At 63.1% G+C, this 25,587-nt stretch carries 21 protein-coding genes; 16 read left to right on the plus strand and 5 right to left on the minus strand.

From position 1 onward, the window contains the following. The first annotated feature begins 8 nt into the window (after nt 1–8). The 14 genes from leuB to P3T21_RS01235 all read left to right on the plus strand — a co-directional run bounded on the left by leuB (nt 9) and on the right by P3T21_RS01235 (nt 16,569). The gene (gene leuB / locus P3T21_RS01170) at nt 9–1,076 is read left to right on the plus strand and encodes a 3-isopropylmalate dehydrogenase (protein ID WP_429254096.1); all 1,068 of its coding nucleotides are present in this window, start codon (nt 9–11) and stop codon (nt 1,074–1,076) included. A 345-nt stretch (nt 1,077–1,421) separates the two neighbouring features. Continuing rightward, entirely contained in the window at nt 1,422–2,543 is a 1,122-nt protein-coding gene (asd, locus tag P3T21_RS01175) for an aspartate-semialdehyde dehydrogenase (RefSeq protein WP_429254097.1), read from the plus strand. Between the two features lie 137 nt (nt 2,544–2,680). Continuing rightward, nucleotides 2,681–4,993, plus strand: coding sequence for a FimV/HubP family polar landmark protein (locus tag P3T21_RS01180; RefSeq protein ID WP_429254098.1), 2,313 nt, complete (start codon nt 2,681–2,683; stop codon nt 4,991–4,993). Further along, entirely contained in the window at nt 4,993–5,799 is an 807-nt protein-coding gene (truA, locus tag P3T21_RS01185; protein ID WP_429254099.1) for a tRNA pseudouridine(38-40) synthase TruA, read from the plus strand. Before P3T21_RS01180 ends, truA begins: the two co-directional genes overlap by 1 nt. Further along, a complete protein-coding gene (locus P3T21_RS01190; RefSeq protein ID WP_429254100.1) occupies nt 5,796–6,524 on the plus strand; it encodes a phosphoribosylanthranilate isomerase in 729 nt (242 codons plus the stop codon). Before truA ends, P3T21_RS01190 begins: the two co-directional genes overlap by 4 nt. A 60-nt stretch (nt 6,525–6,584) precedes the next feature. After that, on the plus strand, nt 6,585–7,778 hold the full coding sequence (gene trpB, locus P3T21_RS01195; protein WP_429254101.1) for a tryptophan synthase subunit beta: 1,194 nt from the start codon (nt 6,585–6,587) through the stop codon (nt 7,776–7,778). Nucleotides 7,779–7,789: 11 nt separating this feature from the next. Further along, nucleotides 7,790–8,677: a DNA-methyltransferase gene (locus P3T21_RS01200; protein ID WP_429254102.1), complete on the plus strand. Its 888-nt coding sequence runs from the start codon at nt 7,790–7,792 to the stop codon at nt 8,675–8,677. Between the two features lie 74 nt (nt 8,678–8,751). Further along, nucleotides 8,752–9,567, plus strand: coding sequence for a tryptophan synthase subunit alpha (gene trpA / locus P3T21_RS01205; protein WP_429254103.1), 816 nt, complete (start codon nt 8,752–8,754; stop codon nt 9,565–9,567). Nucleotides 9,568–9,649: 82 nt separating this feature from the next. Then, nucleotides 9,650–10,522 (plus strand): acetyl-CoA carboxylase, carboxyltransferase subunit beta, encoded by an 873-nt coding sequence (gene accD, locus P3T21_RS01210; RefSeq protein WP_429254104.1) that lies wholly within the window; start codon nt 9,650–9,652, stop codon nt 10,520–10,522. Between the two features lie 163 nt (nt 10,523–10,685). Continuing rightward, nucleotides 10,686–11,996, plus strand: a complete 1,311-nt coding sequence (folC, locus tag P3T21_RS01215) for a bifunctional tetrahydrofolate synthase/dihydrofolate synthase (protein ID WP_429254105.1) — start codon at nt 10,686–10,688, stop codon at nt 11,994–11,996. A gap of 28 nt (nt 11,997–12,024) precedes the next feature. Next, nucleotides 12,025–12,939, plus strand: coding sequence for an SPOR domain-containing protein (locus tag P3T21_RS01220; protein ID WP_429254106.1), 915 nt, complete (start codon nt 12,025–12,027; stop codon nt 12,937–12,939). A gap of 7 nt (nt 12,940–12,946) precedes the next feature. Continuing rightward, on the plus strand, nt 12,947–13,441 hold the full coding sequence (locus P3T21_RS01225; RefSeq protein WP_429254107.1) for a CvpA family protein: 495 nt from the start codon (nt 12,947–12,949) through the stop codon (nt 13,439–13,441). A gap of 108 nt (nt 13,442–13,549) precedes the next feature. Next, a complete protein-coding gene (purF, locus tag P3T21_RS01230; protein ID WP_429254108.1) occupies nt 13,550–15,097 on the plus strand; it encodes an amidophosphoribosyltransferase in 1,548 nt (515 codons plus the stop codon). Between the two features lie 281 nt (nt 15,098–15,378). After that, a complete protein-coding gene (locus P3T21_RS01235) occupies nt 15,379–16,569 on the plus strand; it encodes an O-succinylhomoserine sulfhydrylase (RefSeq protein ID WP_429254109.1) in 1,191 nt (396 codons plus the stop codon). 134 nt (nt 16,570–16,703) lie between these two features. Here the strand turns inward: P3T21_RS01235 and P3T21_RS01240 are convergent, their stop codons facing one another. Both P3T21_RS01240 and P3T21_RS01245 read right to left on the minus strand, forming a co-directional pair. Beyond that, nucleotides 16,704–17,495 (minus strand): helix-turn-helix domain-containing protein, encoded by a 792-nt coding sequence (locus P3T21_RS01240; protein WP_429254110.1) that lies wholly within the window; start codon nt 17,493–17,495, stop codon nt 16,704–16,706. 13 nt (nt 17,496–17,508) lie between these two features. Further along, on the minus strand, nt 17,509–17,850 hold the full coding sequence (locus P3T21_RS01245) for an FKBP-type peptidyl-prolyl cis-trans isomerase (protein ID WP_429254111.1): 342 nt from the start codon (nt 17,848–17,850) through the stop codon (nt 17,509–17,511). Between the two features lie 181 nt (nt 17,851–18,031). On the opposite strand from P3T21_RS01245, the gene P3T21_RS01250 reads away from it, so the two are divergent. Both P3T21_RS01250 and P3T21_RS01255 read left to right on the plus strand, forming a co-directional pair. Beyond that, nucleotides 18,032–18,811: a sensor histidine kinase gene (locus P3T21_RS01250; protein ID WP_429254112.1), complete on the plus strand. Its 780-nt coding sequence runs from the start codon at nt 18,032–18,034 to the stop codon at nt 18,809–18,811. Between the two features lie 88 nt (nt 18,812–18,899). Beyond that, complete coding sequence (locus tag P3T21_RS01255) at nt 18,900–20,246, plus strand: hemolysin family protein (protein ID WP_429254113.1); 1,347 nt, start codon at nt 18,900–18,902, stop codon at nt 20,244–20,246. A gap of 60 nt (nt 20,247–20,306) precedes the next feature. On the opposite strand, the gene P3T21_RS01260 is transcribed toward P3T21_RS01255, so the two are convergent. From P3T21_RS01260 to P3T21_RS01270, 3 genes are all read right to left on the minus strand, one after another. Beyond that, nucleotides 20,307–21,104, minus strand: coding sequence for an ROK family protein (locus tag P3T21_RS01260; RefSeq protein WP_429254114.1), 798 nt, complete (start codon nt 21,102–21,104; stop codon nt 20,307–20,309). Between the two features lie 39 nt (nt 21,105–21,143). Further along, a complete protein-coding gene (gene zwf, locus P3T21_RS01265; RefSeq protein WP_429254506.1) occupies nt 21,144–22,730 on the minus strand; it encodes a glucose-6-phosphate dehydrogenase in 1,587 nt (528 codons plus the stop codon). 72 nt (nt 22,731–22,802) lie between these two features. Continuing rightward, a complete protein-coding gene (locus tag P3T21_RS01270; RefSeq protein ID WP_429254115.1) occupies nt 22,803–25,547 on the minus strand; it encodes an MGH1-like glycoside hydrolase domain-containing protein in 2,745 nt (914 codons plus the stop codon). Nucleotides 25,548–25,587: the final 40 nt, after the last annotated feature.

A 25,587-nucleotide genomic window follows, 5' to 3' on the forward strand; every position in this document is an offset into this window, starting at 1 on the left:
GAATTCGCATGAAGATCGCAGTGTTGCCGGGTGACGGCATTGGTCCGGAAATCGTCAAGGAAGCCGTGAAGGTGCTGAACGCGCTCGACGAAAAGTTCGAGCTCGAAGAAGCGCCGGTTGGCGGTGCGGGTTATGAGGCGCAAGGCCATCCGTTACCGGAATCGACGCTCGCGCTCGCGAAGGCATCCGACGCGATTCTCTTCGGCGCCGTCGGCGACTGGAAGTACGACAAGCTCGAACGCGCGCTGCGTCCGGAGCAGGCGATTCTCGGTCTGCGCAAGCACTTGCAGCTGTTTGCGAACTTCCGTCCGGCGATCTGCTATCCGCAACTGACAGGCGCTTCGTCGCTGAAAGAAGAAATCGTGTCGGGCCTCGACATCCTGCTCGTGCGCGAACTGAACGGCGACATCTACTTCGGCTCGCCGCGCGGCGTGCGTGAAGCGCCGGATGGTCCGTTCGCCGGCGCGAAGGAAGGCTTCGACACGATGCGCTATTCGGAACCGGAAGTGCGCCGTATTGCGCACGTCGCGTTTCAGGCGGCGCGAAAGCGCAGCAGGAAGCTGACTTCGGTGGACAAGGCCAACGTGCTCGAAACGTCGCAGTTCTGGAAGGACGTGATGATCGACGTGTCGAAGGAATACGCGGACGTCGAGCTGTCGCACATGTACGTCGACAACGCGGCGATGCAGCTGGTGAAGGCGCCGAAGTCGTTCGACGTGATCGTCACGGGCAACATGTTCGGCGACATCCTGTCGGACGAAGCCGCGATGTTGACGGGCTCGATCGGCATGCTGCCGTCGGCTTCGCTCGACAAGAACAACAAGGGCCTGTACGAGCCGTCGCACGGCTCCGCGCCGGATATCGCCGGCAAGGGCGTGGCGAATCCGCTGGCGACGATCCTGTCGGCCGCGATGATGCTCCGTTATTCGCTGAACAGGGCGGAACAGGCTGAGCGCATCGAAACCGCGGTGAAGAAAGTGCTGGAGCAGGGTTATCGCACCGGCGACATTCTCACACCGGGTTGCAAGCAGGTCGGTACGGCAGCAATGGGCGACGCGGTGCTCGCAGCGCTGTAAGCCGTATTGATGCGTGGTATCGCGTAGTACAGCGCAGTAAAGGGCTAACGGAGCGCGAAGCGGCCCGTTAGCCTGCAAAACAGCGGGATTTGCGCGGTTTGGCGCCAGATTGCGATTTTCGTGTATATTCATGCGATGGCGTTTCCTCAAATCTCCTCGATTTCGAACCTCCACGGCAAAACGGCCCGTGCGGTTGAGTTCGCCATTACTGTCAAAACGCTCGTCAAAACGATTACCCCGAAAACGATCACGAAGCGCTGATCGTCCGTTGTGCCCGCCCGTCTTCCCCGCGCGGTCACTGCGGGCAAAGTTGCGGGGAAGCCTCCACTCGAAGGGTATGAAGTCATGAACGTAGGTCTCGTAGGTTGGCGCGGTATGGTCGGCAGCGTCCTGATGCAACGTATGCAGCAGGAAGGCGATTTCGATCTCATCGAACCGGTGTTTTTCAGCACCAGCAATGCGGGCGGCAACGCGCCGTCGTTCGCCAAAAACGAGACGAAGCTCAAAGACGCGTCGAGCATCGACGACCTGAAGAAGTGCGACGCCATCATTTCCTGCCAGGGCGGCGACTACACGAACGAAGTCTTCCCGAAGCTGCGCGCAGCGGGCTGGAACGGCTACTGGATCGACGCGGCTTCGTCGCTGCGCATGAAGGATGACGCAGTCATCATTCTCGATCCGGTCAACCTCGAAGTGATCAAGAACGCGCTGGTCAAGGGTCAGAAGAATTTCATCGGCGGCAACTGCACGGTCAGCCTGATGCTGATGGCGCTCGGCGGCCTGTTCCGCGAAAACCTCATCGACTGGATGACGGCCATGACGTATCAGGCCGCATCGGGCGCGGGCGCGCAGAACATGCGCGAACTGCTGCAACAGATGGGCACGCTGTACGGTGCCGCGAAGGAAGACCTCGCGAATCCGTCGTCGGCGATTCTGGATATTGACCGTCGTGTGCTGGAAGCAATGAACAGCGACCGCATGCCGACCAGCAACTTCGGGGTGCCGCTCGCCGGCTCGCTGATTCCGTGGATCGACAAGGATCTCGGCAACGGCATGTCGAAGGAAGAATGGAAGGGCGGCGCGGAAACCAACAAGATTCTCGGCAAGCCGGCCATGGGCGAAGCCGGTTCGATTCCGGTCGACGGCCTGTGCGTGCGGATCGGCGCAATGCGTTGCCATTCGCAGGCGCTGACGATCAAGCTGAAGAAAGACGTCCCGCTCGACGAAGTGAACAGCATCCTCGCGTCGGGTAACGACTGGGTCAAGGTCGTGCCGAACGAACGCGAAGCATCAATGCGCGATCTGTCGCCGGCAGTCGTGACGGGCACGCTGACGGTGCCGGTCGGCCGTCTGCGCAAGCTCGCGATGGGCGGCGAATATCTGTCGGCGTTTACGGTGGGCGACCAGCTGCTGTGGGGCGCGGCGGAACCGCTGCGTCGGATGCTTCGCATTCTGCTCGACAAGTAAAGTAAACTACGCGGTTACGACGCGTAGACATTCAGAAAGCGTCGCGCTTGCGCGGCGCTTTTTTCATTGTGTGCTCCGAATTCCTGTCACCATCCAACCTTAAACATGGGCAGCGCGAAGCCGCGCCAGAGCTCCCGATGACCGTTCGATTTCATTCCCTTCCCGCTATGGTTTCCTGTGTTCGCGCGGGCCGTCTGGCGGCCGCCGTTGCCTTTGCATTTGCATTGAGTGGTGCCGGCGCGGATATCGCGCGCGCAGCGACGACGGACGCGGCCAGCGTGCCTGCCGTCGTCGAGTCCGACGCGCAGTACACGGTGCGTCCGGGTCAGTCGCTGAACGACATTGCGATTGCGCTCACGCAGTCGCACGATCGCGCGACTTTGGCGCGCGCGTCGAAGGCGATCTTCGATGCCAACCCGAATGCGTTCATGGGACACGATCCGAGCCGCATGCGGCTGGGTGCGGTGCTGAATGTGCCGTCGCTGGATACGTTGGGTGTCGTGGCCAGTGCGCCGGTTGCCGGGTCGGCTACCGCTGGGGCGTCGGGTTCGGTTGCAGGTTCGGCTTCCGCTGCGGCTTCTGCGGTGTCTGCTTCGCCGGCTTTAGCGGCTTCGGCGTCCACGTCCGCCACGATTACGCCGCCTTCATCGGCGAGTCAGGCCGCTGCGGCGAATACCGCGACTGTGAACGGTGCGAGCGTGCCGACGGGCGCGAGCGCGGCTGTGGCTTCGTCCGTAGCGGCGACCGGGGCATCGCAGCCCGCTGAACCGTCCGCGCAACCGCTTTCGACGGCTAGCGGCGCGCACGTGTGGACCGGGGCGATCCAGTCGGCCAGCACGCCGTCTGAAGGCGCGTCCGCCGCCGTGGCGCCCGCGACGACCGCTGTTGCGCCGCAGGTGGCGTCGCAGGCACGCACGTCGGTTTCCAGTCTCCAGCAACTGCTCGCGCTGAAGAACCGCGTGCTGATGGAATTGCAGAAGCACGGCATCGTGCCGGTAGTGAAGGCACCGCAAGCGGGCAGTGCGGCCGCTGCGCCGGCGAATTCGACGCAGCAGGGCAACCCCGGCGCGGCTTCCGCAAGCGCTGCGACGGCCAGTTCGGCCGTTGTGGCCGGCAACGTCGGCGCGGGTGCGGAGGGAATGTCGCCGGAACTGGTCGCAGGGATCGCGGCTGCAGTGGCGGCGGTCATCGCGCTGATCCTGAGTCTGACGGTGTGGCGCCGGCGTCGGCCGGCAGCGAATGCCGCCGGTGCGTCGCCGGTCGAAAGCGGAGTAGCCCCCAGCCGGGGCGCGGCACCGGCCGCGCCGCGTGCAAAAGAAGATGTGCAGGCCCAGGCCTTCCCGCCGGTGCCGCATGACACGCTCGAAGGCGCAACGGGCTCAGCGAGTCTCGCTGCCGCAGCCGGACTGGGCGCCGAAGCGTTGCCGCTGGAACAGATCGATCCGGCGTCGCATGCGCTGGACGAGGACGAAGGCGCGCGATACATCGGCTCCGGCGCGCGCGACGATGCGGCGTACGACACCGAAGCGGCAGAAGAGACCCCACAGCACATCGCGACTGTTCTGCCAGCCGAGACCGCTCACGTCGAAGCGCCCGGCGAGCACATCGAGCCGGCGGCGCACGCGGAGCCCGTACAACCGGTCCTGGACGCATCGCCGCGTCACGCAGCGGCTGCTCATGCCGAAGCGCCGGCATCGCCGGTTGCCGAACCGGACGCACGCGTCGCAGCGGACGTGCATCATGACGCGCCGATCCAGCATGCTGCGCACGATGAACCACCGGTCGATCACGAAGCGGCTCGCGCTGTCGACGTAGGCGCACATGCACCGCTGGCCTCTGCGGAGGCCGCCGATTTGGCGCGCGCGGAGCCGCAGTTCGAAGAGAAGCCTTTCGGGTCGCAGCCGCCGGTCCCTGAACTCGACGTCGCTTCGTCGTCGACCTCGCAAACGCCGTTCGTCGGTCTGCCGCACGCCACCGAATTCCCGCGCGCCGCTGCCGCGGCGCTCGGCAGCCTCGATATGTCGCTGCCGCCGCGCACGGAATCGTCGTCATCGCAGGCGCCGGCCGCAACCCAGCCGGTTGCGGAGCCGGATGCCACGGCTCGACAGGCCTTTGCCTCGCCGCCCGTAGCGCCACGTGTCGCAGACGAAATCGGGGCCGGCACAGCTGGCTCCGCCGCGATCGCAGGTCTTGGCGCGATGCCGTTCGGCGCGCTGAAGCTCGATTTCGACCTCGAATTGCCGCCGGGCCCTGCGCAGTCACTTCCGGCGTTCACGCAGGAAGATCTCGCGAAAATCGCGCGCAACAAGCTTGAACTCGCCGCCGAGTACATCGAACTCGGCGATCTGTCGGGCGCCCGCGCGCTGGTCCACGAAGTGATCGAGTCGAACGACGCCTCGACGCGCAACGAAGCGCGCGCGCTCCTGTCGACGCTCGCGCCGCTTTCGTAATGCGCATTGCTCTCGGCGTCGAGTACGACGGCACGGCGTTTTACGGCTGGCAGTCCCAGCCGCATGGCAAAACCGTGCAGGACGAACTCGAACGCGCACTGCGCGAATTCGCGCAGACGCCGTTGCAGACGGTCGTCGCGGGGCGCACCGATACAGGCGTGCATGGGCTCGGTCAGGTGGTCCATTTCGATACCGGACTGGAGCGCGCGCCGTTCTCCTGGGTGCGCGGCACGAACGCTTTCCTGCCGAAAACGGTCGCCGTGCAATGGGCGCAGCCGATGCCGGACACGTTCCACGCCCGTTTCTCGGCGTTCGAGCGCACGTACTATTACGTGTTGTATGTGCATCCGGTCCGTTCGCCGATGCTGACGGGCCGGGCCGGCTGGATCCACACGCCGCTCGATGTCGACGCGATGCGCGCCGCGGTCGCCTGCCTGATCGGGGAACATGATTTTTCGGCGTTCCGTTCGTCGGAGTGCCAGGCAAAAACGCCGGTCAAGCATCTGTATCAGATCGACATCCGCCAGCAGGGCGACTTCATCCACTTCCGTTTTCGCGCCAACGCGTTTCTGCATCACATGGTGCGCAACCTGATGGGATGTCTTGTCGCGGTTGGCCGTGGACGTCATCCGGCGAGCTGGCTGGCCGACGTGCTCGCCAGTCGCGACCGGAATAACGCGGCGCCGACCTTCATGCCCGATGGCCTCTATCTCGCGCAGGTCGGCTATCCTGAGGCATTCGCGGTGCCGGCCGCGCACGCAGGCAGCGTGCCGTGGAGCACCGTATGGACGCAACCTGAATCATGACAACTCTCCCGCACGACCAGGCTGACCAGGCCAACCCGGCGCAGGCGCCAGACGCCGCGCTCCAGCATCGAACGCATCGCACACGCATCAAGCTGTGCGGCCTCTCGACGGTCGAGCACATCGCCCACGCGATCGATCTCGGCGCGGACGCGATCGGTCTCGTGTTCTATCCGGCCAGCCCGCGTTCGGTGAGCGTCGCGCAGGCCGTCGAACTCACCCGCGATATTCCGCCGTTCGTGTCGGTCGTGGGGCTGGTTGTGAACGCATCGCCGGAATGGATGCGTGAGGTCGCCGCGAACGTGCCGCTGACGATGCTTCAGTTCCACGGCGACGAGACGCCGGAGCAGTGCGAATCGCTCGCGAACATTGCGGGTTTGCCTTGGTTGCGCGCGATACGCATCGGGGCCGATACTCAGCGGGCCGATTTGGTAGAATCGGCGCTTAACTATTCAGCAGCCAGCGCCCTCCTGCTCGACGCACTCGTCGACGGTTATGGCGGCGGCGGACAGGTTTTCGATTGGTCACTTATTCCTCCAGAGCTCGCGCGTCGGGCCGTTTTGAGTGGTGGGTTGAACGCGCAAAACGTCAGTGATGCGATTCATCGCGTGCGCCCGTACGCGGTCGATGTCTCAAGCGGCATCGAAGTACCGGGCGCGAAGGGCGTGAAAGATCACGCCCGGATGGCGGCCTTCGTACGCGCAGTGCGCGAAGCGGACGCCGGGTGATTCAGGTAGTGCTCCGGCTCGCAGAGCCGCGAAGCGCTCCATTCTGAGAAGAGTGACGCAATGTACAACTTGCCCGATGAAAGAGGCCATTTCGGCCAGTATGGCGGCGTGTTCGTCGCAGAGACGCTGGTTCATGCACTTGATGAACTGCGCGCAGCTTACGAGAAATTCCAGAAAGATCCCGACTTTATCGCCGAATATGAGCGCGAATTAAAGTATTTTGTCGGTCGTCCTTCCCCGATTTACCATGCGCAGCGCTGGAGCCAGATGCTTGGCGGCGCGCAGGTGTTCCTGAAGCGCGAAGATCTGAACCACACGGGCGCCCACAAGGTGAATAACGTGATTGGCCAGGCGCTGCTCGCCAAACGCATGGGCAAACCGCGCGTGATCGCGGAAACCGGCGCAGGCCAGCACGGCGTGGCGACGGCGACGATCGCAGCGCGCTTCGGCATGGAATGCGTGGTCTACATGGGCTCGGAAGACGTGCGCCGTCAGGCCGCCAACGTCTACCGGATGAAGCTGTTGGGCGCGACCGTCATTCCGGTCGAATCCGGCTCGCGCACGCTGAAGGACGCGCTCAATGAAGCAATGCGCGACTGGGTAACGAACGTCGAAAACACGTTCTATATCATCGGCACCGTGGCCGGACCGCATCCTTATCCGATGATGGTCCGCGACTTCCAGCGCGTGATCGGCGACGAATGCAAGGTGCAAATGCCGGAACTGGTCGGCCGTCAGCCGGACGCGGTGATCGCATGTGTCGGCGGTGGATCGAACGCGATGGGCATCTTTTATCCGTATATCGACGACAAATCCGTGCAGTTGATCGGCGTTGAGGCCGCTGGCGATGGCATCGATACGGGGCGCCATGCGGCGTCGCTGATCGGCGGCAGCCCGGGTGTGCTGCACGGCAACCGCACGTATCTGCTGCAGGACGAAAACGGCCAGATCATCGAGACGCATTCGATTTCCGCGGGCCTCGACTATCCGGGCGTCGGCCCCGAGCACGCATGGCTCAAGGACATTGGCCGCGCGCAATACGTCGGCATCACCGACGAAGAGGCGCTCAAGGCGTTCCACGACTGCTGCCGGATCGAAGGCATCATTCCCGCGCTGGAGTCGAGCCACGCGCTCGCGTACGCAGCGAAACTCGCACCGACGTTGCCGAAGGACAAATACCTTCTGGTCAACCTGTCGGGTCGTGGCGACAAGGACATGCATACGGTCGCTGAGCGATCGGGCATCAAGTTCTGAGCGCCGCGACGATGCGCGACGAGTTCGACGAGCCGCAACCGACCATCGAAGCCCGCGCGGCTGACCTGGTCGGTGCGCCAGCAGCTTTGCCGCAGGTGCCTTCTGCACCGAAAGGCATCGACTTGTTGAACCGCGATTTTCTGACCGATGCAGCGAACCTGCCGGATGGATCGATCGATCTGATCCTCGCCGATCCGCCGTATGGGCTCGGCAAGGACTACGGCAACGATTCGGACATGCGTTCCGGCGAGGATTTTCTCGCCTGGACGCGCGAATGGCTGGATCTGGCGATTCCGAAGCTGAAGCCGTCCGGTTCGCTATACATTTTCTGCACCTGGCAATACGCGCCGGAAATTTTCGTTTTCCTGAAGTCGCGGCTGACGATGGTCAACGAAATCGTCTGGGACCGGCGCGTGCCCAGCATGGGCGGCACGACGCGCCGTTTCACGTCGGTGCACGACAACATTGGTTTCTTCGCGGTGTCGAAGGATTACTACTTCGATCTCGATCCCGTCCGCATCCCGTACGATGCCATCACGAAGAAGGCGCGTTCGCGTAAGTTGTTCGAAGGCAGCAAGTGGCTGGAGCTTGGCTATAATCCGAAGGATGTCTGGTCGGTATCGCGGTTGCATCGGCAGCACGCTGAGCGCGTCGATCATCCGACCCAGAAACCTCTGGAAATTGTCGAGCGGATGGTGCTGGCGAGTTGTCCACCGGGCGGGCGCGTGCTTGACCCGTTCATGGGCAGCGGCACCACCGCAGTCGCCTGCGCCCGTCAGCGGCGCGAATTCGTCGGCTATGAGATCAATGAAAGTTACTGCGCGATAGCGCGCGAACGCGTCAGCGCGGTCGTGCCGGTTGCGCCGGTCAAGCCTGCTGCTGCGGCAGCAGCTACCTGAAACGGCCCGGCCACACGATCCATGCGCAGACAACGCGCAGTTAGTGCGCAGTTAGCGATTTTCGAGAAAATTCCATGTCCCGTATCAAGAACACATTTTCGGCGCTCGCCGAACAGGGTAAGAAAGGCCTGATCCCGTTCATGACGGCAGGCGATCCCGATCCGGCCCGCACGGTCGAATTCATGCACGCGCTCGCCGCCGGCGGCGCGGACGTCATCGAACTCGGCGTGCCGTTTTCCGACCCGATGGCCGACGGCCCGGTGATTCAGGCATCGTCGGAACGTGCATTGGCGAAGGGCGTATCCCTGCGCACGGTGCTCGCGGACGTAAAGCGTTTCCGCGAGAAGGACGATAAAACGCCCGTCGTGCTGATGGGATACGCAAATCCGATCGAGCGCATGGGCGCCGATGCGTTCGCCACGGCAGCAAAGGACGCAGGCGTCGACGGCGTGCTGGTCGTCGACTACCCGCCTGAAGAATCGGTGACGTTCGCCGAAAAAATGCGTGCTGCAGGCATCGATCCGATCTTTCTGCTCGCGCCCACATCGACCGATGACCGCATCGCGGAAGTCGGCAAGATCGCGAGCGGCTATGTCTATTACGTGTCGCTCAAAGGGGTCACCGGAGCGGCAAATCTGGACGTTTCCAGCATCGCAGGTAAAATCCCGGCCATCAAGTCGCGCGTTCCCCTGCCGGTGGGCGTCGGTTTTGGCATCCGGGACGCCGAAACGGCGCGTTCCGTGGCCGAAGTCTCCGATGCCGTCGTGATCGGCAGCCGGATCGTACAGTTGCTGCAACAGGCGTCGCCTGAAACCGCTGCCGACACGCTGAAACGCTTCATCGCGGAAGTGCGTCAGGCGGTCGACAGCATCAGCACGGTCGCGCGATAACAATTACTTTTGTCGTCTTTCGCAAGGCGGCGGGTACGTCCCGCTGCCTTGCGCATACAAGAAGACCTATGAGGGATAGAACATGAGCTGGCTCGACAAACTGCTGCCGCCGAAAATCAAGCAAACCGATCCGAAGAACCGCAAGGGGATTCCGGAAGGGCTGTGGATCAAGTGCCCGTCGTGCGAAGCGGTGCTGTATCGCAACGACGTCGAGGCCAATCTGCACGTCTGCCCGAAGTGCGACCACCACATGCGCATCGGCGCGCGTGAGCGGCTCGACGGTTTGCTCGATCCGGAAGGCCGCTATGAAATCGGCCAGGAAATCCTGCCGGTCGACGCGCTCAAGTTCAAGGACAGCCGCAAGTACCCGGACCGCCTGAAAGAGGCGATGGAAGATACCGACGAAACCGACGCCATGGTCGTCATGGGCGGTGCGATTCACACGCTGCCGGTGGTGGTGGCGTGCTTCGAGTTCTCGTTCATGGGTGGCTCGATGGGCTCGGTGGTCGGCGAGCGCTTCGTGCGCGGCGCGCAGAACGCGCTCGAACAGCAGGTGCCGTTCATCTGCTTTACCGCCTCGGGCGGCGCGCGGATGCAGGAAAGCCTGCTTTCGCTGATGCAGATGGCGAAGACTACGGCGATGCTCACGAAGCTGGCCGACGCCAGGCTGCCGTTCATCTCCGTGCTGACCGATCCGACGATGGGTGGCGTGTCGGCGAGCTTCGCGTTCCTCGGCGACGTCGTGATCGCAGAACCGAAGGCGCTGATCGGCTTCGCCGGCCCGCGCGTGATCGAGCAGACCGTGCGCGAAAAGCTGCCGGAAGGTTTCCAGCGCGCCGAATTCCTGCTGACGAAGGGCGCGATCGATATGATCGTCGACCGTCGCAAGCTGCGCGAGGAAATCGCCCAGCTGATGGCGCTGCTGACGCGCCAGCCGGCCGACGCCGTTGCCTGATCCGGGTTGAATCTGCAGTAGCCGTCGGTGCCTCTTGCGATATTGCGAAGAGGCTCCGCAAATGTAAAAAAGAAGCGCGCCGCGAGAGCAATCAAGCGGCGCGCTGTCGTTTCCGGGATAATGTCGGCCTTGCTGGTTAACCTGCCTTGTCCGGCTGCAACCGATGACCTCATTCTCGACTCTCGACGCGTGGCTCACGCACCTTGAATCCGCGCATCCTGTCGGCATCGACATGGGTCTTGGCCGCATCAACCAGGTGCGCGACGCGCTGCAGCTTTCGTTTGCCTGCCCGGTGATCACGGTCGGCGGCACGAACGGCAAGGGCTCGACGTGCGCGATTCTCGAGTCGATCCTGCTGCGCGCGGGATATACCGTCGGTTGCCATACTTCGCCGCATCTGCTGACGTTCAACGAGCGCGCTCGCCTGAACGGCCAGAACGCCACCGACGCCGAGCTTCTGCCGCACTTCCACGCGGTGGAACAGGCACGGAAGAGCCTGCCTGAGCCCGTTTCGCTGACGTACTTCGAATTCACGACGCTCGCGATCATGCACCTGTTCGCGTCGCGCGGGCTGGATGTGGTGATCTTTGAAGTCGGCCTCGGCGGCCGGCTGGACGCGGTCAATATCCTCGATACCGACTGCGCGATCATCACGAGTATCGATATCGATCACACCGACTACCTCGGCGACACGCGCGACAAGATCGCCTTCGAAAAGGCCGGCATTTTCCGCGCGGGCAAGCCGGCGATCTGCGCCGATCCGATTCCGCCGCAGACGCTGATCGATCACGCCGAAAAGATCGGCGCCGATCTGTGGCTATTCGGCCGCGATTTCCGTTACGAAGGGCAGGCGGGCAGCGAGCGGCAGCAATGGAGCTACGTCGGCCGTACGATGCGGCGCTCGGCGCTCGCGTATCCGGCGCTGCGTGGCGCGAACCAGTTGATCAATACCTCGGCGGCGCTGGCCGGGCTTGAAGCGTTGCGCGACCGCGTGCCGGTTTCCGCGCAGGACATCCGGCTCGGGCTTGCGAACGTCGAGCTGCCGGGCCGGTTTCAGGTGTTGCCGGGCCAGCCGGCGATCGTGCTCGACGTCGGCCACAACCCGCACGCGGCCGCCGTGCTTGCGCAAAATCTCGGGAACATGGGCTATTTTCCGTACACGTACGCGGTGTTTGGCTCGATGCGCGACAAGGATATCGCCGGGATCCTTCAGCATCTGAAAGGTGAGATCGACCACTGGTGCGTGACCGATCTGCCGACGCCGCGCGGTGCGTCCGCCGTCGAGCTCGAGGCGGCTCTGCGCGAAGCAGGCGTCACAGACGGCCCGGATAGCAGCGTAAAACGCTTCGATTCGCCCGCCGAAGCTTTTCAGGACGCACGAAAACGTGTCGCTGACAATGGTAGAATTGTGGTTTTCGGCAGTTTCTATACGGTGGCGGGTGTGATGGCCTACCGTAAATCGCAGCAACACTGAACGCGCGCAGCCTCGAACCAGGCCATTCATGGGAATTTTCTCGTTCGGTAAGAAAGACGACGCGCCCACCCGGCGCGGCGCAAACTCCAGTTCAAGCAAGGCTACCCGTGGCGAGCGGGTGGAGCGGCGAACCCGCCGCACGGAGCGGTCCAGCGAAGCGGATGCGATGCTGCTCGACCCCACACTTCCCGAGAAGCAGCGCGCACGGCGCCGGCTGGTCGGCGCGATTGCGCTGGTCGTTGCCGCGGTCGTCGTGCTGCCGATGGTGCTCGATTCGCATCCGAAGCCCGTCACCGACGACATCTCGATCGATATTCCGAGCCGTCCCGCGCCCAGGGCGAGCGCGAGCAGCGAAGACACGCAGGCAGGCGTCGCGCCGGACAATCCGCCGGCTGATACGACCGTCGCCGCATCCGGGCTGACGCCGGCCGAACCCAGGACAGATTCCGTCGCCAAAGCGCCTGCTACGGCGATTGCGTCCGTCGCACCGGTTGCGCCTGTCACGCCGGCTGCGAAGCAGGCTGCAACGGAAGACACGAAGCCCGCACCGGTCGCGAAGCCAGTGAAGCCGCAGGCGAATCCGGCGCCCGCGCCCGCGCCGCAGACAAAACAATCGACGAAATCCACGCAGACAGCGGACAACGCACTCCAGACCGCCGCAGCTGCGGACGCCGATTCTGGCACGCCGGCAGCGCCGCCTGGCAACCGTTTCGCGGTACAGCTCGGCTCGTTCCCGGACGACGCCAGCGCGCATGGTTGGGCGACGAAGTTGAAAGCGGCAGGTGTGCCCGCATATACCGAGCGTCGGAAGCAATCCGACGGTTCGATGCGTACCTTGCTGCGCGCCGGCCCGTTCGCGGACCGCGCGGCGGCATCGGCGGCGATTGCGAAGGTGCGTGAAGCGGGCCTGACGTCGGGCGCGAACAACGGCGCTGCACAGTAAGCCGCCCATGTTCACTGCCTTCGACTACGCTGTAATGGCGGTCATCGGCCTGTCGGCGCTACGCGGGACGTGGCGCGGGTTTCTATCCGAAATATTCGGGCTGATTGGCTGGATCGCCGCATTTTTGATTGCATGCCGCTTTGTCGGCTATGTCGTGCCGTATATCCCGGCCACGTGGCCGGGCGGCCCGCTGACCCAGTGGCTGATCGCCTTCGCGGTGATCGTGATCGGCGTCGTGCTGGTGGCGAGTGTGGCGAATGCGCTGCTCAGCCGGCTGGTGCAGGCGACGGGCCTCTCCGGCGTCGATCGCTCGCTGGGTTTGATGTTCGGCCTCGTGCGCGGGGTCATTCTGGTGCTGATTCTGGTCGCGCTCGCGGGACTGACCGAACTGCCCCAGCAACAATTCTGGCAACACGCCTTGCTGCGGCCCTACGCCGAGAAAGGTGTACAGGAACTGAAACCGCTGCTTCCTGAGACGCTCGCTGCCTACGTCCGTGTGTGACGCTCAAGGCGAATGTCGAAGAAAGCCTGCAGCACTCCGGTGTAGTCCGACTGCTTTCCCGGCGTCGGTCGCCGCCGTCACGAATTTTGTACCTTTGAAGGACATGCCATGTGCGGCATCGTAGGCGTAGTTTCTCAATCCCCGGTCAATCAGCTGATCTATGACAGCCTGCTGCTCCTGCAGCATCGCGGTCAGGACGCCGCCGGCATCGCGACGGCGAACGGCAGCAACTTCCACATGCACAAGGCCAACGGCATGGTCCGCGACGTGTTCCGCACGCGCAACATGCGCAGCCTGCCGGGCAACACCGGCATCGGCCAGGTGCGTTACCCGACGGCCGGTTCCGCGTCGAGCGAAGAGGAAGCCCAGCCGTTCTACGTGAACGCGCCGTTCGGCATCATCCTTGCCCACAACGGCAATCTGACCAACTGGCAGCAGCTGAAAGACGAGATGTTCCGCGTCGATCGCCGCCACATCAATACGAACTCCGACACCGAAGTCATGCTGAACGTGCTTGCGCACGAACTGCAACTGTCGAGTTCCGGTCTGCAACTTGATCCGGCAGCGCTCTTCAAGGCGGTGTCGGGCGTGCATCGCCGGGTGCGCGGCTCGTACGCGATCGTTTCGCTGATCGCCGGCTACGGGCTGCTGGCATTCCGCGACCCGTTCGGTATTCGTCCGCTGTGTCTCGGCAAGCAGGAAACGCCGGAAGGCGTCGAGTGGATCCTGGCGTCGGAATCGGTGGCCATTGAAGGTATCGGCTTCGAGTTCGTGCGTGACGTCGAGCCAGGCGAAGCGATTTTCATCGACCTCGAAGGCAATCTTCACGCACAGCAATGCGCGACGAACCCGAGCCTGAACCCGTGCATTTTCGAACTCGTGTATCTGGCCCGTCCGGACTCGGTGCTCGATGGCGTGCCGGTCTACAACGTGCGTCTGCGCATGGGCGACTATCTCGCGGAGAAGGTCAAACGCGAACTGCCTGACGTTCCGATCGACGTCGTGATGCCGATTCCCGATTCGTCGCGTCCGGCAGCGATGCAGGTCGCGAAGAAACTGGGCGTCGAGTATCGCGAAGGCTTCTTCAAGAACCGTTACGTTGGCCGCACGTTCATCATGCCGGGCCAGGCCGTGCGCAAGAAGTCGGTGCGCCAGAAGCTCAACGCGATGGGCATCGAGTTCAAGGGCAAGAACGTGCTGATCGTCGACGATTCGATCGTGCGCGGCACCACCTCGCATGAAATCGTGCAGATGGCGCGCGATGCGGGCGCGAACAAGGTGATCTTCGCTTCGGCGGCGCCGCCGGTGAAGTTCCCGAACGTGTACGGCATCGACATGCCGACGCGCGGCGAACTCGTCGCCCACGGCCGCACGGACGACGAAGTCGCGCGCATGATTGGCGCCGACCATCTCGTTTATCAGGACGTTGACGCGCTGAAGCAGGCGGTCCGCGATATCAACCCGGCGCTGAAGGAGTTCGAGGCTTCGTGCTTCGACGGCAACTACATCACCGGCGATATCACGACCGAGTACCTCGATCGCATCGAACGGGCCCGTCTCGCGCCGTCGGCGCAATCGGACCGCGATGCGGCAAGCGAAGCGATCGACGGCGGCACGGCGCGCTCGCAACTGCATCTGCAACTGTCGGTCGAGTAAGGGTTGCATGCGTGGCGCGATTGCCGGATTCACGGTGCGCGCCGCGCGTGTTAGCATGATGGCTTGCGTCGATTTGAACTCAGCTTGCGGACGCGGGGCAACCCAAAACAGCTAAAGCGAACGGTGGAAAGGTAGTCAATCGCCATCGCCGCTCCAGCTTTCCCCCGCACATGAAGCCCGCTTATGCCGACGCAAAGCGGGCTTTTTTGTCGCTGTCGTTGGTCGCTTCGACTTGTCTGGAGCGCTCAATCGCGGCCTGAAAAAACGGAAACAGAAAGAACATGGACGACTCCCTCAACTTCGACACCCTCGCCGTGCGCTCGGGCACGCTGCGCAGCGAATTCAACGAACATTCGGAAGCGATCTTCCTCACGTCGAGCTTCTGCTTCACGAGCGCCGCCGAAGCCGCCGACCGCTTCAAGAATTCCGAAGACTATTACACTTACTCGCGCTTCACGAACCCGACCGTGACGATGTTCCAGGACCGTCTGGCCGCGCTCGAAGGTGGTGAGGCGTGCATGGCGACGGCTTCGGGCATGGCCGCGATCATGTCGGTGGTGATGTCGGCGTTGCAGGCGGGCGATCACCTCGTCAGCTCGCAGAGCCTGTTCGGTTCGACGCTCGGCATGTTCTCGCAGATCTTCAGCAAGTTCGGCATCACGACGACCTTCGTCGATCCGACCGATCTCGACGCGTGGAAAAACGCTGTGCGTCCTGAGACGAAGATGTTCTTCCTCGAGACACCGTCGAACCCGCTCACCGAAATCGCCGACATCGAAGCGATCGGCAAGATTGCGAAGTCGGTGGGCGCGCTGTTTGTTGTCGATAACTGTTTCTGCAGCCCGGCGTTGCAGAAGCCGCTGAAGCTCGGCGCGGACGTCGTCATGCACTCGGCGACCAAGTTCCTCGACGGTCAAGGGCGTGTGCTTGGCGGCGCGCTGGTCGGCACGAAGCAGTTCATCATGGAAAAGGTGTTCCCGTTCGTGCGCAGCGCGGGGCCGACGCTGTCGGCGTTCAACGCGTGGGTGCTGCTGAAGGGCATGGAGACGCTGTCATTGCGTGTCGAGAAGCAGTCCGCGAATGCGCTTGAAATCGCGCGCTGGCTTGAGTCGCATCCGGCGGTGAATCGCGTCTTCTATCCGGGTCTCGAATCGCATCCGCAATATGAGATCGCGAAGCGTCAGCAGACAGCGGGCGGCGCGATCGTATCGTTCGAGTTGAAGGGCGATACACCGGAAGCGATGCGCGCGAACGCATGGCGCGTGATCGACAGCACGAAGATCTGCTCGATCACCGGCAATCTCGGCGATACGCGCACGACGATCACGCACCCGGCGACGACCACGCACGCTCGTGTCACGCCGGAAGCACGCGCGGCAGCGGGCATCACGGAAGGGCTGATCCGTCTCGCGGTGGGCCTCGAAAACCCGGCTGATATCCGTGGCGATCTGGCGCGCGGTCTGGCTGGGTGACCGTGTTGTGATCTGGCGTTAGCGCGTGGGGTTTGAACCACGCGCTGCGCTGCGTCTCGCTCAGGCGCTGCACTCATGCCAGGGCGTTGACCAGGTCGCGTGACGGCTGGCCTCAACGGCGCGCATGCGCCCGGTCAATGCCGAAGCGCGCGCCACTGCCCGGGCGCAAGCCCAAAACGCCGCGTGAAAGCGTGCGTGAACGCGCTCTGATCGCCGAAGCCGATGTCGAGCGCGATATCCGTCAGCGTGTGACGCGGATCGGCCAGCAGCGTGAGCGACGTGTCGAGCCGCAACCGTTGCAGATAACGATGTGGCGTCTCGCCAAACGCTTCGATAAAAAGCTGATGAAAGCGCCGCATGCCGAAACCGCAATGCGCGGCGAGATCGGCGATGCGCAGCGGTTCGGACAGATGTGCACGCAACCAGCGGTCGATACGCGCGAAATCGAGCCCGAGGGCGGGCAGTTGATCTACGCCGACGCCTGTCGCCCCAGCGTCCGACAGAATCGCCGCACAGAGCCGTGCGGCGGCATCCCAGTTGAACCGACGCATCCAGGCTTCATCGTCCACCTGTGTGCTGCCCGCTGCGCTGGCTGCGACGTTGCGTACGAGTTCGGTCAGCGATCCATCGATTTCCACGGCGCGTGCCCGGTCGAAGAGCCTTTCCGGCACGGCCAGCGAGGCAGCTGGCAGATCGAGTACAAGTTGCCGGTTCTCGCCGATGCCCGCGTAATCATGACGTGCACCGGCGGGAATCAGCCAGGCCGAACGGCGGTCGATCTCGCGACCAACGCCATCCACGGCCATCACCATCGTGCCATCGAGCCCGAGCACGACCTGATGAAAGTCGTGCACGTCCGAGGCTTCGACTGCGCCGTAGCGGCGCAACGAAACCGTCGGCGTGGTGACAGCAGCGTGGTGGTCCATCTTCAGAACGCGATCAGACGTCCAGCAGTTCGACTTCGAACACGAGCGTTGCATTCGGCGGAATGAGACCGCCCGCGCCGCGTACGCCGTAGCCGAGTTGCGGCGGAATGGTCAGGCGGCGCACACCGCCGACCTTCATGCCCTGCACGCCTTCGTCCCAGCCCTTGATGACCATGCCGCCGCCGAGCACGAAGGCGAACGGGTCGTTACGGTCCTTGCTCGAATCGAACTTCTGGCCGTCCGTGAGCCAGCCGGTGTAGTGGACGCTGACCGTCTTGCCGGCCTGCGCTTCGGCGCCCGTGCCTTCGGTCAGGTCTTCGTATTTCAGGCCGGATTCGGTCGTGACAATCGACATAAGGAACTCCTCGATACAGATTGTTCAAAACCGACATTGTAGGCGCGTTGACCGCATGCCCGCCAGCTAGCCACACGGTCTATGTCATCCGGCTGAGGGCCTTTCGTGGCGGACGTGGCGTTGCCCGTGCCTATAATGTGGCTTTGTTTCCGCACATGCATCGCACACCAGGATTTCGATTGTGACAACGTTTTCCAGCGGCAATCAGCAACCGGCTCCGGGCGTTCCAGCCTCCCCGGACAGGGAACGTACGGCGCGCCTGTGCGCCGAGACGGCGCTTTTCATGCGCGATCATGTGTTGTCCGTTGTGTCGCACGATCTGCGCAGTCCGCTGAATGCGATTCACAGCTGGGCCTATGTGCTGGAGCGCAAGCTCGACGCTACCGATGCCACCGCAGAGCGCGCCATCGTCGGCATCCGCAACGGCGTGGAGCAGCAGGTGAAGCTGCTGGAGACGATCGTCGACGCGACGCGCGCCGAAACAAAAGCGCTCACGCTTGCCCGCGTGCCGTTTGCGTTGCGTCCGCTGGTCGATGCGACGGTCGCTGAAGTACGTGCCGCGCTTGCGGATTCGCGCGGGGTGACCATTGCGGTCAATTCAACGCCCGCGGATCAGACGTTCAGCGGCGACGCAGAGCGTCTCGCGCAGGTACTGTGGCTGATGCTGACATTCGCCGTGGAGGCCAGCGCGCGCGAAGCCAGTGTCACGCTCGAAAGCTCCATCGACGGCACAACGTGGCACACAACAGTCACGTTCGCGCCGACACCCGCCGCGTTCGGCGACGCCACGCTTCCCCATCTGCTCGAAGCGTTCGCACGTCAGCAGGCGCAGGAGCCGCGCGAAGCCGGACGCATTGCGTGGGTGCTGGCGTTGTGCAAACGCATCGCCGAAGCGCACGGCGGGAAGTTCGAGCAGAACGATGTGTCGCTTGTGCTGCGCGTTCCGCTCGCCGCCGCATGATCGAATTCGCACGCATCCTGCGAGGGATCTGCTTTCATAAAGCTTGCAACCTCTATACTGGCGACTTTTGTTTCTGGAGCTTTCTGCCTTGATTCAGGTCGTCGCCATTATTGGTGCGCTGCTGCTGGTTGCACTCAACGGGTTTTTCGTCGCGGCCGAATTCGGGCTGGTGAAGCTGCGGCAGACGCGCGTGCAGACGCTCGCGCAAAAGCACGGCATGCGCGGCAAGCTGCTCGCCAAAGTGCACGGCCGCCTCGATGCCTATCTGTCCGCGTGTCAGCTCGGCATTACGCTGGCATCGCTCGGCCTTGGCTGGATCGGTGAGCCCGCTTTCGCGGAACTGCTCCATCCGCTCTTTGGGCTGCTCGGTGTTGAATCGCCGCAGCTGATTCACGGCATTTCGCTCTTCTTCGCGTTTTCGGTTATTTCGTTCCTGCATATCGTGGTCGGCGAACTGGCGCCGAAGTCGCTGGCCATCCGGCAGGCTGAGAAGATCGCGTTGTGGGTCGCCATGCCGCTGTACGGTTTCTACTGGGCGATGTATCCGGCGATCTGGGTGCTGAATACGAGCGCGAACGCTGTACTGCGCATCGCCGGTCTGACGGCCGATCACGGCGGCGACACGCATTATTCGAACGAGGAACTGAAGCTGATTCTGCGCGGTCGCCGCGAAGGCGCCGCAGGCGGTATTGCGGCAGCAGCGGCCGCGGCATATAGCCAGGACGAGTGGAACACGTTTGCCCATTCACTCGACTTTTCGCGACTGACCGTTTCCGACCTGATGCGTCCGGCGCACGAGATGGTCGGGCTGCGGCGCGATTTGCCGTTGCGCGACAACATGCAGGTCGTCGCGCGTCACCGGTTCAGCCGGTACCCGTTGTTCGAGGACGCGTCTGGCGAACGCGTCGCGGGCATGATCCACCTGAAGGACCTGCTGCTCGCACGTCAGGCCGGCAGCGTGCTGGAAGATCTGTCGCCCTACACCCGGCCCGTGCAGTACGTGCAGCCGAACATGCCGGCGCTGGAACTGTTTCGCCGGTTCCGCAAGGGCGCGCCCCATCTTGCGCTCGTCGGACACAAGGGCGAAAAGCCGATCGGCTTTCTCACGCTCGACAACCTGCTCGGCGCGCTGGTCGGACAGATTCACGACGAGTTTCGTCAGGGCGACGCCGACTGGACGCGAATGGACGACGGCACGCTGATGGGCAAGGGCAGCCTGCCAGTGGTATCGCTGGAACGGGCGCTCGGTATCGATATCGACGAAGGGCGAGCGGAATCCGTCGGCGGCCTTGTGATTCAGGCACTGAACGATCTGCCGGTCGAAGGCCAGCGGGTATCGTTCGACCGCTTCGATGTCGTCGTCAAGAAGATGCGAGGGCCGCGGATCGTGCTCGTGCGCGTCTATCCGAAAGACTTCGAGGATGAAGGCGGCTGACCTTCAACAAACGGCGAGGCAAACTGCTTTCTCGCTTGCCCACGAATAGAAGGGCATCGATCACCTGAACGGTCCCTTCCGCTCATTCGCCTCGGGCAGCTGGCGCGATTCCCGCACCGAACGCGGATGCCACAGCTTTGCTCCGCCTTCGATGCCTGCCGCGTTCGAAACAATCGCCACGTTCGCCGGCAACCCGATCGTCAAGCGCGCGGCGTTGCCGCCGCCAATCCACAGCTTGTCGTAGTTCACGAGCGAGGCAAGGATGCCGATGATCTTTGCCACGCGCCTGTTCCAGCGCTTGTTGCCCGCCTTCACGCGCGCGGCGTCACCGATGTATTCGTCGTATGCGCGGCCCTTGCTGACCGGATGGTGGGCCAGTTCGAGATGCGGCATCAATTCGCCATCGCGAAAGAGGGCGGTGCCCGCGCCCGTGCCGAGTGTCAGCACGAACTCGATGCCTTTGCCTTCGATCGCCGCGAAGCCCTGCATTTCGGCGTCGTTGATCATGCGCGCGGGCAGTCCGCCCAGCCGCGAAGCAAACGACTCAGCAAGCGGAATATCGTGCCAGCCGACCGCGCCGAAATGCGGCGCCGTCAGGATGCGGTTATTGCGCACGAAGCCAGGAAAGCCGATCGAGATCTGCGTCGGTGGATACTGCGCGACGATCGGCGCGACAAGTGCGACCAGCGCATCGACAAGCTGATCCGGCGTGCAAGGATGTGGCGTCGGCACGCGCACGCGCTCCGACTTCATATGCCCGTCTGCATCGATGATCGCCGCTTTCAGCCCCGTGCCACCGACGTCGACGGCCAGAATCTGCTCCACTGTGCTTTTGATTTTCGGCTTGCGTGTCGCCACGTTTTTCCCCTGATAGAACGTCGTGTTGTGTGAGCTGCGTTACTTCTTCTCACCGGTTGCCGTCGCCGCAATGCCCGAAGCAAGCGGCCGCCACGCGCGTCCGTCACGCGCGAGCAGGGCATCGCTTTCCGCTGGACCTTCGCTGCCGGCTGCATAACCGTGCACGGGCAGTTGTCCATCCTTCGGATGCAGGACGTCTTCCACCGCGGCCCAACTCGTCTCGATGCTATCCGCGCGCTGGAACAGCGTTGCGTCGCCGAGCATGCAGTCGTACAGCAGCGTCTCGTAGCCGACGTTCGCGCGCTCCGCAAAAAAACTGGAATAATCGAACGCCGACTGCACTGGGCCGATCTGCATCACGGGCCCCGGCACTTTCACATTGAAGTCGAAGCGTGTGCCATGCGCAGGATCGATGCGCAGCGTCAGCACGTTCGGCGTCAACGCATCGACGGGCGTGTCGCGAAAGAGGCGAAAGGGCACCGCTTTCAGTTGCACGGCAATCTCCGTACTACGCGCGGCCAGTCGCTTTCCTGTACGCAGATAAAACGGCACGCCAGCCCAGCGCCAGTTTTCTACGAATACACGCGCTGCTGCGTAGGTCTCCGTGTGACTATCCGCAGCAACGTCGGGTTCTTCGCGATATCCCGGTCCGGCGGACCCTTTTTCATACTGACCGAACACGACATCGCTCGCGTGTAGCGGCTGGATCGCATCGAAGATATCGGCCTTCTTGTCGCGCACGGCTTCGGCGTCGAACGAATTCGGCGGTTCCATCGCGACCATGCCGAGCAGCTGGAAGAGGTGATTCGGCAGCATGTCGCGAAACGCGCCGGTCTGCTCGTAGAACTTGCCGCGCCCTTCGACGCCGATGGTCTCTGCCGCTGTGATCTGCACGTGATCGATGTACTCGCGTCGCCAGACCGGCTCGAAGATCGCGTTTGCAAAGCGGACGGCGAGAATGCTCTGCACCGTGTCCTTGCCGAGAAAATGGTCGATGCGATAGATCTGCGATTCCTTTGCATAGTTCAGGATGTGCGCGTTGAGATCGCGCGCCGAGGCGAGGTCGGTGCCGAAGGGCTTCTCGATGACGAGGCGTCGAAAGCCGCCGCCTTCCTCTTCCTTCAGCAGGCCTGCGCGGCCAAGATGCCCGACGATCGGTTTGAAGAAGCGCGAGGTCACCGCGAGGTAGAAGATCGCGTTGCTGCCCGGCGCGGCATCGATTGATTGCTTGAGGTTCGCGAACGCATCGTCGGCTTCGAATTCGCCGGCCATGTATTGCAGCCGTTGCTCGACCCAGTTCCACGCTTTTTCATCGAGCTGTGCGGTGTGGAAGGTGCTGGCCTTGTCGGCGGCGAACTGTTGCAGGGATTGCTTCAGATCGTTGCGCCACGCTGAAGTCTCGCGCTCGCCGTGATTCACGCCGATGATCTTCATGCCCTGATCGAGCAGACCATCCACCGACAGGTTGTAAAGCGCCGGCATCAGCAGACGTTTCGTGAGGTCGCCGCCCGCGCCGAAAATCACAAGCGTGCACGGCGGCGCGGGATGCTTCCCCGCGGGCGAGGGCGCCGTCGCCGCCGGCCCGGAGCCCACCCTGGCGCTGACACGGGTATGTGCAGCGGACATCGCAGACGGCGTTGCATTCGTTTCGTTCGACATGAGGTTCATTCCGTTAAGCCGTGCATCGGACGTGGCGAACTACTTCGTGACGAGTTCTTCCTCGACTTCTCCCGCGACCGGAACGTTACCCGAAGGCCCCATCTCGCGCGGTTGCAGGAGCAACGCCACGAGCCCGCTCCAGCCTGTTTGATGCGATGCGCCGACGCCGCGCCCGTTGTCGCCGTGAAAATACTCATGGAACAGCACGAGGTCGCTTGAACGCGGATCGGCCTCCAGCAACGGATATGCCGCCATGACGGGACGCAGCCCATCGCGGTTCTTCAGAAACAGTGTAGTGATGCGCCGCGCAAGTTCATCCGCGACTTCGTTCAGCGAGAAGCACTGGCCGGAGCCCGTCGGATACTCGACGCGAAAATCGTCGCCGTAATAGCGATGGAATTCGTAAAGCGATTCGATCAGCAGATAGTTGACCGGCATCCAGACCGGTCCGCGCCAGTTCGAGTTGCCGCCGAACACGCGCGAATCCGATTCTGCCGGCAGATACTTGATGCAGAAGCTCTTGCCGTTGTGCTCGTACACGAACGGATGGTCGCAATGCACGCGCGACAAGGCGCGCACGCCGTGATCGGAGAGAAATTCGGTTTCGTCGAGCACGCGCCGCAGCAGCGCTTTCATCCGGTGTCCGCGCAACAGCGAAAGCAGCAGGCTGTTGCCCTTGCCTGGTTCGTTCCAGCGCGACACGAGCCGCGCCAGATCGGGCCGATGTTCGAGGAACCACACGAGCCGGTCGCGCAGGCCAGGCAGGTCGCCGTGCAGACGCTGTTCCAGCACATGCACGGCAAAGAGCGGAATCAGGCCGACGATCGAGCGGATGCGCATCGGCACCATCGTGCCGTCGGGCAGTCGCAGTTTGTCGTAGAAGAACTGGTCCTGCGAATCCCACAGGCCGGTGTCGCAACCATCTTCGCAACTGACGGCTTCGGCGATATACAGGAAGTGCTCGAAAAACTTCACGCCGATGTCGACGAATACGTGATTCGCGTAAGCGAGTTCGAGCGCGATGCGCATCAGGTCGAGCGCGTACGCGGCCATCCACGCGGTGCCATCGGCCTGATCGACACGGCCGCCGGTCGGCAGCGGCGACGAACGGTCAAAGATGCCGACGTTGTCGAGCCCGAGGAAGCCACCCTGGAAGATGTTGTGACCGTCGGCGTCCTTGCGGTTCACCCACCACGAGAAATTAAGCAGCAGCTTGTGGAAGACCAGTTCGAGGAAATCGCGATCGGCTTTACCGGTGATTGCACGGTCGATTTCGTAGACACGCCACGCCGCCCACGCATGCACAGGTGGATTCGCGTCGCTGAATGCCCATTCGTAGGCGGGCAACTGGCCGTTCGGGTGCTGATAGCGATCCTTCACGAGCAGCAGCAACTGCCGCTTCGCGAACGCGGGGTCGATCAGCGCGAAGGCCGCCGCATGAAACGCGAGATCCCACGATGCGTACCACGGATATTCCCACTTGTCGGGCATCGACACGATGTCTGCGTTGCACAGATGACGCCAGTCCGCGTTGCGTCCGTGTTTGCGGCGCGCGGCGGGCGCGGGCTGCGCCTGATCGCCGTCCATCCAGCGCTGGATGTCGAACTGGTAATACTGCTTTGACCACAGCATGCCGGCGAGCGCCTGGCGCTGCACAAGGCGAGCATCGGGGTCGTCCATTTCGTGCTGCAGGGCCGCATAAAATTCGTTGGCTTCGGCGATGCGTTTCGCAAAGAGTGCGTCGACATCGAGTGGCACGGCGTCCGGCCCCGACTCGTGACGCCAGCGCATGAACACGATCGCGCGTCCGTGGGCTTCGAGGTCGAGATGCACATGCGCGCCGGCCTTCGTGCCAGCGTCATGACGCACTGCATCGGCGTCGCCGTGCACGAGGCAATCGTTAAAGCCATCCTTGAACGGTCCCGTGCCATCGATGTTGAAGAGCCGCTTGACGTTCGTCTCGTTCTCGCAGAAGAGCCAGTTCACGTCGGGCGTAATCGTCGTACCTTTCGAGGGCTGAACCCACGCGGTGACGACGAGCGGGTCGTGTCCCTGCAGGCGGCCGACCAGATGCGGCGTGCTGTGCGAATCGGGGCTTCTGGCGAGCGACGGTTTGTCTTTCAGACCCTTCCACGACCACTTGTTGCGCGCCCAGATCTGCGGCAGCACGTCGAGCGATGCCGCTCTTTCCGCGCGGTTCTCGATGGTCACGCGCATGACGATGTCATCGGCGGCGTGCTTCGCGTATTCGACGTCGATGTCGAAGTAGTAGTTGTCGTCGAACACACCGGTATCGAGGATTTCGTATTCGGGCACGTCGGCGCCGCGTCGCGCGTTTTCCTGAATCAGGTCGTCGTAGGGATACGCGGCATGCGGATACTTGTAGAGCATGCGCATGTACGAATGCGTCGGCGTGCCGTCGACGTAGAAGTACAGTTCCTTCACGTCCTCGCCATGATTGCCCTGCTCATTCGTCAGGCCGAAGAGACGTTCCTTGAGGATCGCGTCGTGGCCATTCCAGAGCGCGAGCGAGACGCACCAGCTGAGCGTGTCGTCGCCGAACCCGGCAATGCCGTCTTCGCCCCAGCGGTAGGCCCGGCTGCGCGCATGGTCGTGCGGAAAATAGTCCCAGGCGGCGCCGTTCTCGCTGTAATCCTCGCGCACGGTGCCCCATTGCCGTTCGCTGAGATACGGGCCCCAGCGTTGCCAGTGGGCGCATTCGCCGGAGTGCAGGCGGCGGCCTTCGACGGTGTCGAGTACATTGACGGCGCGCAGCGGTGACATAGCGTTGTCCTTTAGCTTTGGCCCAGGCGGTCAGACGCAC

The organism is Paraburkholderia sp. GAS334 (assembly GCF_050436625.1).
Lineage (GTDB): Bacteria > Pseudomonadota > Gammaproteobacteria > Burkholderiales > Burkholderiaceae > Paraburkholderia.